At 67.6% G+C, this 10,588-nt stretch carries 11 protein-coding genes; 1 reads left to right on the plus strand and 10 read right to left on the minus strand.

Annotated features, from left to right (window positions below):
- Positions 1-49: 49 nt before the first annotated feature.
- The 6 genes from C3E99_RS18460 to gyrB all read right to left on the minus strand — a co-directional run bounded on the left by C3E99_RS18460 (position 50) and on the right by gyrB (position 7,131).
- Positions 50-2,455, minus strand: a complete 2,406-nt coding sequence (locus C3E99_RS18460; protein WP_067111014.1) for a ligase-associated DNA damage response DEXH box helicase — start codon at positions 2,453-2,455, stop codon at positions 50-52.
- Between the two features lie 171 nt (positions 2,456-2,626).
- Complete coding sequence (locus tag C3E99_RS18465; RefSeq protein ID WP_234002539.1) at positions 2,627-3,097, minus strand: SRPBCC domain-containing protein; 471 nt, start codon at positions 3,095-3,097, stop codon at positions 2,627-2,629.
- Positions 3,094-3,423, minus strand: coding sequence for an ArsR/SmtB family transcription factor (locus C3E99_RS18470; RefSeq protein WP_076073451.1), 330 nt, complete (start codon positions 3,421-3,423; stop codon positions 3,094-3,096). The genes C3E99_RS18465 and C3E99_RS18470 overlap by 4 nt, the downstream gene beginning before the upstream one ends.
- A complete protein-coding gene (locus tag C3E99_RS18475) occupies positions 3,420-3,893 on the minus strand; it encodes a VOC family protein (RefSeq protein WP_067111019.1) in 474 nt (157 codons plus the stop codon). Before C3E99_RS18475 ends, C3E99_RS18470 begins: the two co-directional genes overlap by 4 nt.
- A gap of 178 nt (positions 3,894-4,071) precedes the next feature.
- Positions 4,072-4,470: a septal ring lytic transglycosylase RlpA family protein gene (locus C3E99_RS18480; protein WP_324787691.1), complete on the minus strand. Its 399-nt coding sequence runs from the start codon at positions 4,468-4,470 to the stop codon at positions 4,072-4,074.
- A gap of 117 nt (positions 4,471-4,587) precedes the next feature.
- Positions 4,588-7,131 carry a DNA topoisomerase (ATP-hydrolyzing) subunit B gene (gyrB, locus tag C3E99_RS18485; protein WP_076077427.1) on the minus strand — a complete coding sequence of 848 codons (2,544 nt, stop codon included), beginning with the start codon at positions 7,129-7,131 and terminating at the stop codon, positions 4,588-4,590.
- Positions 7,132-7,237: 106 nt separating this feature from the next.
- Between gyrB and C3E99_RS18490 the strand changes: the two genes are divergently transcribed.
- On the plus strand, positions 7,238-7,687 hold the full coding sequence (locus C3E99_RS18490; RefSeq protein ID WP_158682363.1) for a hypothetical protein: 450 nt from the start codon (positions 7,238-7,240) through the stop codon (positions 7,685-7,687).
- Between the two features lie 235 nt (positions 7,688-7,922).
- Here the strand turns inward: C3E99_RS18490 and C3E99_RS18495 are convergent, their stop codons facing one another.
- Genes C3E99_RS18495 through tnpA form a run of 4 tightly spaced genes read right to left on the minus strand, consistent with a single transcriptional unit; the run spans position 7,923 to position 10,521 of the window.
- Entirely contained in the window at positions 7,923-8,135 is a 213-nt protein-coding gene (locus tag C3E99_RS18495) for a hypothetical protein (RefSeq protein WP_104960183.1), read from the minus strand.
- Positions 8,135-9,778 (minus strand): IS66 family transposase, encoded by a 1,644-nt coding sequence (gene tnpC / locus C3E99_RS18500; protein WP_104960421.1) that lies wholly within the window; start codon positions 9,776-9,778, stop codon positions 8,135-8,137. Before tnpC ends, C3E99_RS18495 begins: the two co-directional genes overlap by 1 nt.
- A gap of 60 nt (positions 9,779-9,838) precedes the next feature.
- Positions 9,839-10,180, minus strand: coding sequence for an IS66 family insertion sequence element accessory protein TnpB (gene tnpB, locus C3E99_RS18505; RefSeq protein WP_104959400.1), 342 nt, complete (start codon positions 10,178-10,180; stop codon positions 9,839-9,841).
- Positions 10,177-10,521, minus strand: a complete 345-nt coding sequence (gene tnpA / locus C3E99_RS18510; protein ID WP_104960184.1) for an IS66-like element accessory protein TnpA — start codon at positions 10,519-10,521, stop codon at positions 10,177-10,179. The genes tnpB and tnpA overlap by 4 nt, the downstream gene beginning before the upstream one ends.
- Between the last annotated feature and the right edge of the window lie 67 nt (positions 10,522-10,588).

Genomic DNA, 10,588 nt, shown 5'->3' on the forward strand with positions numbered 1-10,588 from the left:
TGCGGCGGCGCCGCGGCAAGCGGGACGAGGAGTCGCCCTTCTGGTGGCCCTAGGGCCCCATCGCCGCTTCGGCGAGCGTGTCGGCGAGTTCGCCGAGCAGCGCATCGTCGAGATCGGCGGCGGCGACATTCTCGCGGCCGATCAGGACGAGGACGGGGATTGCGAGCGGGCTGATGCGGTCGAGCCGCTGGTGCACCATCGTTCCGGCCGCGCGGTCGAGCAGGTCGCCGAGCCGCGCGACGTCGGTCAGCCGCTCGCGCGCATCGGCCCAGGCGGCCTCGAGCAGCAGATGGTCGGGCTCGTACTTGCGGAGCACGTCGAAGATCAGGTCGGTCGAAAAGGTCACCTGCTTGCCCGTCTTGCGCTTGCCCGGATGCTGGCGCTCGATGAGGCCGCCGATCACCGCGACCTCGCGGAAGGCGCGTTTCAGCAGGTGCGATGTCTCGACCCACTCGACGAATTCGCCTTCGAGGATCGTCGCGTCGAACAATGCCTCGGGATCGGTGACCGGCCGTAGCGACCAGAGCGCGATCGCATAGTCGGAGGCGACGAAGCCGAGCGGCTGCAGCCCCGCGCGCTCCATCCGCTTCGACAGCAGCATCCCCAGCGACTGGTGCGCGTTCCACCCCTCGAACGGATAGCAGACGAGATAATGCGCGCCTTCGTGCGGAAAACTCTCGACGAGCAGTTCGCCGGGACGCGGCAGCACCGACCGCAGCGCCTGCATCTCCAACCAGAAGCGGACATCCTCGGGAAAGCGTCGCCAGCTTGCCGGATCGGCGAGGAAAGCCCGCACCCGGTCGGCGAGGCGGGTCGAGATGGCGAGCCGCGCGCCCATATAGCTGGGGATGCGCGCGGGACGCGTCGTCGCGCGGACGATCAGGTCGGTGTCGCGGATCGCCTCGACCTCGAGGCTGAGCCCGGCGAAGGCGAAGGTGTCGCCCGGTGTCAGCGTGCTGGCGAAATATTCCTCGACCTGCCCCAGCCGCCGCCCGTTCCGGAACCGCACCGCCGCCATCGGCGCCTCGACGATGATCCCGGCGTTGAGCCGATGCTGCGCCGCGAGCCGGGGGTGCGCGACCCGCCAGCGCCCCGGTCCGTCGGGTGCGAGGCGGCGGAACCGGTCATAGCTCTTGAGCGCATAGCCGCCGTCGCGCACGAAGCCGAGCAGGCGCGCGAAAAGCCCGGCATCGACCCAGCGATAGGGCGTCGCGGTGCGAATCTCGGCAAGCAGTTCGGCCTCGTCGAACGGCGCCGCGCAGGCGAGCGCCATCACATGCTGCGCGAGCACGTCAAGCGCGCCGGGACGGAAGCGGTCGGCATCGCGCTCGCCCGCCGCGACCGCATCGAGCGCGGCGCGTGCCTCCAGATATTCGAAGCGGTTGCCGGGCACGATCAGCGCGCGGCTCGGCTCATCCAGCCGGTGGTTGGCGCGGCCGATGCGCTGGAGCAGCCGCGACGAGCCCTTGGGCGCGCCCATCTGGATCACGCAGTCGACGTCGCCCCAGTCGAGCCCGAGGTCGAGGCTGGCGGTCGCGACGAGCGCGCGCAGCCGCCCCTCGGCCATCGCCGTCTCGGCGCGCTGCCGCGCCTCGCGGTCGAGGCTGCCGTGGTGGATCGCGATCGGCAGCGACAGGTCGTTGACCTTCCACAGCTCCTGAAAGATCAGCTCGGCGAGCCCGCGCGTGTTGCAGAAGATGATCGTCGTGCGGTTCTTCGCGATCTCCGCCATCACCTGATGCACCGCATAGCGCCCCGAATGGCCGGCCCACGGCACCGCGCCTTCGGGCAGCAGGATGCGGATGTCGGGATCGGCCCCGGGCTCGCCCTCGACCAGCGTTACCCCCCCGGCATCGGCGTCGGGCGCCAGCCAGGCGCGATAGGCGTCGGGGTCGGCGATGGTGGCCGACAGGCCGACGCGGCGCAGACCGGGCGCGATCCGCTGAAGCCGCGCCATCGCGAGCGACAGGAGGTCGCCGCGCTTGCCGGGCGCAAAGGCATGTATCTCGTCGATCACCACCGTCTTCAGATCGGCGAACATCGCGAAGCTGTCGGGCCAGGAGAGCAATAGCGACAGCGATTCGGGCGTCGTCAGCAATATGTTCGGCGGCTTTGCGCGCTGCCGCGCCTTCCTGTCCGAACTGGTGTCGCCGCTGCGGCTCTCGACGCTGATGTCGAGGCCCATGGCGGCGATCGGGCCGAGCAGGTTGCGCTCGACATCGGCGGCGAGCGCCTTGAGCGGCGAGACGTACAGCGTGTGCAGCCGGTCGCTGGGACGACCCGCAAGGTCGGTCAGGCTGGGCAGGAAGCCCGCGAGCGTTTTGCCCGCGCCGGTCGCCGCGACGAGCAGCGCATGCTCGCCGCGCTCCGCCGCCGCGAGCATGGCGGCCTGATGTCCGCGCAGCCGCCATCCGCGCGCGGCAAACCAGTCGGCGAAGAGGGGTGGCAGGGCCATGCAGCGGATGTGGCGCCGCGGACGGCGGGGGGCAAGCCCCCGGACCGACGGCAGCGCTACGGATGTTCGCTTTCGACTGGAAGCGGACGTTTCTTCTCCCCTCCCGCCTGCGGGAGGGGAAACCAGGGCATGTCTCAAACGACCGCTTCCCACCCCAAAGCCGACACCGGTTCAGAGAAGTTCGCTCAACCCCTTGAGCAATCTTCGCCAATGTTCGCCCAGCCGGTGCTGGAACAGCATCAGCTCGAACCCGTGCCGCGCGGCGTGATGCTGCGGAATGCCGTCCCATCCGCGATGCTCGACCGTTACCCGCGTGTCGGCGCCGACCGCCTCGAAGCGCACCTCGACCTCGGTGGTCTGGTCGGGCGCGAAGCTGGGCAGCCGCCAGCCGAAGGCGAGGCGTTCGCCGGGCGACCAGTGCCGTACCGCCCCGATCTCCCACTCGGTGCCGTCGGCGAAGCGAGTGACGAGGCGGCCGCCGGGGCCGGGAGGATCGAAGCGCAGTTCGCCGTCGCCTTCCGGTGTCAGCGGGAAGAGCGGGTGGCTCGTCCACCAGCGGCCGATGTCGCGGGTGAAGGCGGTGAAGGCCGCCATCGGCGACGTGGCGACGCGCAGCGCGACGATCACCGCCGCACCGCTCACGTGCCCCGCCCTTCGACATGCGTCTTGAACGCCGCGAGCTGGTGCGCCCAGCGCGCCTCGGTCTCGGCGAGCCAGGCCTTGAGTTCGTCGGTCGCGCCATCCTTCAGGCGATAGATGCGCACGCGCGCGTCGAAATCGGGATGCGCATCCTCGACCAGCCCGCCGGCCTTGAGCGCGCGCAGATGGCGGCTCATCGCGGGCGGGGCGAGGCCGAGCGCGCCAGCGAGATCGCCGGCGCTGCGCGGTCGCTCGCGCAGCAGCTCGACCGCGCGGCGGCGCTGCGGATCGGCGAGCGCGGCGAGGGTGCGGTCGAGCGCGGCGCTCAATCGTCGAGCCGCGTCTTGGTGGTGAAACCGCCCTCGGCGTCCCATTCCGCCGCGGTTTTGGCTTCGACAGTGACGCCGAAGGTCCAGATATGCCCCTCCGGGTCTTTGGCGCGATAGGTACGGTCGCCGTAGAATTGCGTCTCGGGCGCGGCGATGATGTCGGCGCCCGCGGCGCGCGCGCGGCCGCAATGCGCGTCGATGTCCTCGCCGGCGCCGAGCTGGACATGCACCGACTGCGTATTCTTGCCGCCGATCGATTTCGGACTGCGGTGATGGTCCGACCATTCGCTGCCGACCATCACCACCGAATCGCCATAGCCCATCTCGCTGTGCGCGAGATTGCCGTCGGCGTCGAGCAGCACGAACAGCGGCTCGAAACCGAACGCCGCCTCGAGCCAGCGGAAGGCGGCCTTGCTGTCCCGATAGCTGACCGCGCTCGAAAGTCCCTTGGGACGGTGCTGTTCGGTCATTTTCCGTCTCTCCTGCGAATCATATGATTTTCCATATCTACAATATTTGCAGGAAATTGAAAATATATAGATGAAAAGCGATGTTCGAGCCCTGTCGGCGGCACCTGTCTTTTTTGAAACCGACCCCTCTCTGTAAGAAGAGGAGATTATCGGCCTTTCGGTCTGACCGGTCGACCGCTCAGTCGTCGAGCAAGGTCATGTTGACGCGTGCGGTGCCGGAGCGGTGCATGCCGATCTCCTTAGCAGCGGCGTGGCTGACGTCGATCACGCGGCCGCGGCCGAAGGGACCGCGATCATTGATGCGGACGACGACGCTCTGGCCGTTGGCGATGTTGGTCACGCGCACCTTGCTGCCGAAGGGCAGGGTGCGGTGCGCGGCGGTCAGTTCGTCGGGATCGAAGGGCTCGCCGCTCGCGGTGCGGTTTCCGGCGAGTTCGTCGCTGTAATAGCTGGCGACGCCGCTGCCCATCTCGGTGCCGTCGCCGGCGTCGGCTTCGCCCGGACCCTGATCCTGCGCGATCGCCGGCGCGGCCGACCACAAGGACGGGGCCAACAGCAGGGCCAGGGCCAATCCCATCGAACGCCGCATATGCAGACCTTCCCCTTTGACGTGGGCGGCATCAAGCAGCGGCGTCCGCGGGGTGCAAGCGGCCGGCGTCGTATCGGTTCGAATTCGCGGCCAGCGGTGGACCGGTCAGACGTCGAGATTGGCGACCGACAGCGCGTTGGTCTGGATGAAATCGCGCCGCGGTTCGACCTCGTCTCCCATCAGCCGCTCGAAGATGTCGTGCGCGATGTCGGCCTGTTCGGCCTCGACGCGCAGCAGCGAGCGGTTGGCGGGATCGAGCGTGGTTTCCCACAATTGCTCGGCATTCATCTCGCCCAGCCCCTTGTAGCGGCTGATCGCCAGCCCGCGGCGGCTGTGCGCGAAGATCGCGTCGAGCAGTTCGGACGGGCGCGTGACCGGCGTCGCGCGCGCGGCGGGCGTCCGGGCGGCCTCCGCCTCCTCGTCGTCGGGACCCGCCTCGACCTCGGCCGCGGCGCTGCCCGCCTTCACCAGCCGGGCGGGGCGCGCATAGGTTTCGACCTGCTCGGCGGCGAGCTTATGAAGGCGGCGCGCCTCCTGGCTCGCGAGGAAGGCGGGGTCGATCGCATGATGATCGCTGACTCCGCGCCAGCGGCGTTCGAGCGTATAGCCGCCACCCTCGACCGCGGCGATCGTCCACACCGCTTCGTTGCCGCCGGTCAGCGCGCGCTCGGCGGCGTTCAGCCAGCGGCTGGCGGTTTCGGCGGCGCTGTGGCGGCCCGCGGCGTCGAGCTCTGGATCGAGCGCGCCCGCGAAGGCGAGCGCCTCGATCAGCCCGGCGTCGAGGGTGCGCGGCACGTAGCGCATCAGCGCGCGCAGTCGCCGCCCGTGCTCGATCAGCTCGCGCAGGTCTTTGCCCGAGCGCGCGCCGCCCGCGGTTTCGAGCAGCAGCGCGTCGATGCCGGCGTCGATCAGATAATTTTCGAGCGCGGTGTCGTCCTTCAGATAGACCTCGCTGCGCCCCTTCGCTACCTTGTAGAGCGGCGGCTGGGCGATGTAGAGATGGCCGTTCTCGATGATCTCCGGCATCTGGCGATAGAAGAAGGTGAGCAGCAGCGTGCGGATATGCGCGCCATCGACGTCGGCGTCGGTCATGATCACGATCTTGTGATAGCGCAGCTTCTCGACGTTGAATTCGTCGCGGATGCCGGTGCCGAGCGCCTGGATCAGCGTCCCGACCTCCTTCGACGAGATGATGCGGTCGAAGCGCGCGCGCTCGACGTTCAGAATCTTGCCCTTCAGCGGCAGGATCGCCTGGACGTGGCGGTCGCGGCCCTGCTTGGCCGACCCGCCCGCCGAGTCGCCCTCGACAAGGAACAGCTCGCATTTCGCCGGATCGCGCTCCTGGCAGTCGGCGAGCTTGCCGGGCAGGCTGGCGATGTCCATCGCGCCCTTGCGCCGCGTCAACTCGCGCGCCTTCTTTGCCGCTTCGCGCGCGGCGGCGGCGTCGACGACCTTCTGGATCACCGCCTTGGCATGGCCCGGATTTTCCTCGAGCCATTCGGTCATGCGGTCGGCCATCAGGCTTTCGAGCGGCTGGCGCACCTCGCTGCTGACCAGCTTGTCCTTGGTCTGCGACGAGAATTTGGGGTCGGGCAGCTTGACCGAGACGATCGCGGTCAGTCCCTCGCGCATGTCGTCGCCGGTCAGGCTGACCTTCTCCTTCTTGAGCAGTCCCGACTTCTCGCCATAATTGTTGAGCGTGCGCGTCAGCGCGGCGCGGAAGGCGGCGAGATGGGTGCCGCCGTCGCGCTGCGGGATGTTGTTGGTGAAGCAGAGGACATTTTCATAATAGCTGTCGTTCCATTCGAGCGCGACCTCGATGCCGATGCCGTCGCGTTCGGAGGTGATCGCGATCGGATCGGGAAGCAGCGCGGTCTTGTTGCGGTCGAGCCATTTGACGAACGCCGCGATGCCGCCTTCGTAGAAGAGGTCGTGGACGACATGCTCGGTGCTGCGCGCATCGACCAGCTTGATGCGGACCCCCGAGTTGAGGAAAGCGAGCTCGCGGTAGCGATGTTCGAGCTTCTCGAAATCGAACTCGGTGACGTTCTTGAACGTCTCGGTCGAGGCCTGGAAGGTGACGCGCGTTCCCTTCTTGCCCGCCGGCGCGGGGCCGCGGACGACCAGCGGCGCGACCGCGTCGCCATGCTCGAAGCGCATCCAATGCTCCTCGCCGCCCCGCCAGATGGTGAGTTCGAGCCATTCGGACAGCGCGTTGACGACGCTGACGCCGACGCCGTGCAGGCCGCCCGACACCTTGTAGGCGTTGTCATCGCTGGTATTCTCGAACTTCCCGCCGGCGTGGAGCTGGGTCATGATGACTTCGGCCGCCGACACGCCTTCTTCCGGATGGATGCCGGTCGGGATGCCGCGGCCATTGTCCTCGACGCTGACCGACCCGTCGCTGTTGAGCGTGATGAGAACGAGGTCGCAATGCCCGGCGAGCGCCTCGTCGATCGCATTGTCGCTGACCTCGAACACCATGTGGTGCAGGCCCGACCCGTCGTCGGTGTCGCCGATATACATGCCCGGCCGCTTGCGCACCGCGTCGAGGCCCTTGAGGACCTTGATCGAATCGGCGCCATAGGCATTGGTGTTGGGATGCTTGCCGCCGTGGTCCGGCGCGTTCGTCTCTGCAGTGTCCGTCATGTCGATCATATAGGGTCCGGGGGGGCAAAACCCAAGCGAAAATGCGCCTCTTGCCGCGGCGCCGGGGGGCGTTGCGCCGACGCCGCAGGACGGCTAATTTCGCGGCATGAGACAGACATATGCTCCCCGTTCGATGCTGTACGCGCTGGCGCTGATCGCGTTGCCGCTCGCCGGCTGTTCCAAGCCGGCGCCGCCGCCCGCCGACAATGCCCCGGCGGTGGCCGGCGACCCGATCGCCAGCCGGCCGGTGATGGTCGGCACCGAAGGGCCGAGCCTGCCCGCCTGTTCGAGCGTCAGCCGCGTCAAGGACGGCGGCACCGACGTCTATTGGGCGCCGGGTGAGACGCGCGCGGTCAAGGCGAAGCTGGCGGGCGGCGCGCCGGTGTCGCTGTGCGAGGCGACCGACGACGACGCCTGGTTCGGCGTCGTCTTCATCGCGCCGGGCACCGACAAGGACATGTGCGGCGTCGGCAAGCCGGTGCCCGCGGCGCGCGAATATCAGGGCCCGTGCCGTTGGGGCTGGATTCGCGGCGGCACGATGCGGCTGGGGGCTTAAAGCGACAAAGGACTCGTATCGGGGGGTCCGATTTTTATCCTTTGTGGCTTTAGGGAGACGGTGCGCTGCTCGACGGCCTGCGGGGATTCGAGTTTTGGCGAGTTCCCACATTCTTCGTCATGCTGAACTTGTTTCAGCATCCATGGCCGAACCTTCCCTTTTGCGCTGCCTTTCCGTCGAGGTCAGATCATGGACCCTGAAACAAGGTACCCATCCGGTGAAGGCCGCGGATCAGCTATGATTGTTCGGCAATGAGGTTGATGAGGCATTCGATGCCGTCAGGCGTGAAGGCCATGGCGCCGCCGTCATCATCGGGCCCGAACACCCAGATCAGCCCGTCTTCGGGTTCCATTTCCGCGGCGATGTCGAAGAGCCACTCTTCGTCTCTGCCGAGCTCCCGCGCGACGAGCGCCAGGGTTTTGACGCTATCGACTTTGTTCACGTCCATCAGGCGGCGATCGCGGCGTGCTTGCTTTGCCAGTTCCAGGGGAGGAGCTCATCGAGCCGGCTGACGGGATGGCTGGCAATGCGGTCGAGCACATCGGCGAGCCAGGCCTGCGAATCGATATCGTTCAGCCGCGCGGTCTGGATCAGCGTGTAGAGGATGGCGGCGCGCTGACCGCCGCGATCGGATCCGCAGAACAGCCAGGCCTTGCGACCGAGCGGCACGCAGCGCAGCGCCCGTTCTGCCGCGTTGTTGGTCAGGCAGACGCGCCCGTCATCGAGGAAGCGGCTGAACGCGGCCCAGCGCCGGAGCATGTAGTTGATCGCCTTGGCAAGGTCGTGGTTGCGCGACAGCTTCCCGAGCTGTTCGGTGAGCCAGGCGTGGAGCTCGGCTAGCAACGACGCGCTCTGCTCCTGACGGAGGGCGAGGCGCTCGGCGGCGCTGCTGCCGTTCACGGCGCGCTCGATATCGAACAAGGCATCGATCCGCTGCACGGCCTCGAGTGCGATCGGATAGATGACACCCGAGCGCTCGCCGCGGCTCTTCTTGCGTGCCGCGCCCTCGACGTCGGCGAGCTCGAAGAACTTGCGCCGTGCGTGAGCGAAACAGCCCGCCTCGAAGATGGGTCCGGGCATACGCCCTTCACGGTAGAGCTCGCCGTAGCCACCATAGGCGTCGGCCTGCAATATCCCCGACCAGGATGCGAGATGGGCTTGCGGATGTTCGCCGCGCCGGTCGCGCGAGTAGTGGAACAGCGCCGCAGGCGGATCGGCACCTGCGAACGGCTTGTCGTCGCGCACATAGACCCACAGCCTCGCGGTATCGGTCTTGCCCTTCGCGAGGACCGGCACGGTTGTATCGTCGCCGTGCAATCGCTCGGCGGCGAGGACATGGGCCTCGATCAGGCGATAGATCGGTAGCAGCGCATGGGCACCGCCGCCGACCTGATCGCCGAGCGTCGATGTGCTGAGCGGCACACCCTCACGGGCGAACCGCTCGGCCTGGCGGTTGAGCGGTTGGTGTTGCCCGTACTTCTCGAACAGCAGCATCGCGAGGAAGCTCGGCCCGGCCCAGCCGCGAGGGAGCACATGAAAGGGCGCCGGTGGCTGGGTGATCTTCTCGCAATCGCGGCAAGAAAACTTCTCGCGCACCGTCTGGGTGACCTTCCACGAACGCGGGATCACCTCGAGCGTCTCGGTGATGTCTTCGCCGAGCTTGGCAAGGCGGCTGCTGCCGCATGCCGGGCAGGAACAGGGGGCGGGCACGACGATGCGCTCGCGCGGCAGGTGATCGGGGAACGGCTTGCGGCTCGGGCGCTTGCGCTCGAACGCGGTGACGGACAGGGCCTTTGCGGCGGCGGCCTCGGTGACGAGCTCATCCTCGCTGGCATCGGCCTCGAGATCTTCGAGCTGTAGCTCCATCTGCGCGAGGAGACGCTTGCTGCGTTCTGCGCTGGCGCCGTAGGCCTCGCGCTTCAGCTTGGCGATCTGCAGCTTGAGATGGGCGATCATCGCCTCGGTGGCGCTCTCGCGGGCCTTTGCGTTGGCGAGCCGCGCTTCGGCCTCGTCGGCTCTGCGGGTCGCCGCGTTCAGCAGCGCCTTGAGCGCTGCGACGTCGTCCAGAGTGGGCGAAACGGCGGCTTCCATGCCCATGAATGAATCACCATCGGCGCCGCCTATCAAGCCAAAAATGCATCATGCCGGGCGTTATCCCGCGCTCTGCGGCCGCCAGCTATACTGCGGGTTACGCCAGTCGATCCCGTCAAGCAGACAGGCCAGCTGCGCACTGGTCAGCGACACGATCCCGTCCTTCGCCGACGGCCAGATAAAGCGTCCCTTCTCGAGGCGCTTGGCGTAAAGCGACATGCCGATACCATCGTGCCAGATGATCTTGGTCAGCGATCCGGCACGCCCCCGAAAGACGAACAGATCGCCGCCGAAAGGATCACGCCCCAGGCTCTGCTGAACGAGCAGCGCAAGCCCCTGCATGCCCTTGCGCATATCCGTATGCCCCATCGCTATCCATACCCGCGCGCCGGGCGGGATCATCGCAGCGCCTTCAAGGCCGCGGCGGTCAGCACCGGCGATGCCGATGCCGCAATACTGACCCGGCCGCCGCCGGGCAGCTCGATCAGGATCGCGACGCCCGGCGCGGACGAAGGCGGCTGCAGATCGTCGGCCACCATCGCCTCGGCGAAAACGGGGCCCGGCAAGGCTGCGCGAAACTTGCGCCGCCATATATAGATCAGGCTGGTCGAAACGTCATACCGGCGGCTAACCTCGGCAACGCAGGAACCCGGCGCAAACGCCTCGTTCAGGATCTGAAGCCGCTCATCCTCACTCCACCGCCGACGACGCTCGGGGCCGCTAAACAGCGTTACCTGGCTCATATCCGTCCTTAAGCTCGCTCACACGAGCACGCTTATGAGCGCGCGAAACCGCGACGAACAAGGCGGC

Origin of the sequence: Sphingopyxis sp. MG (assembly GCF_002953155.1) — a bacterium.
GTDB classification, from domain to species: Bacteria; Pseudomonadota; Alphaproteobacteria; order Sphingomonadales; family Sphingomonadaceae; genus Sphingopyxis; species Sphingopyxis granuli.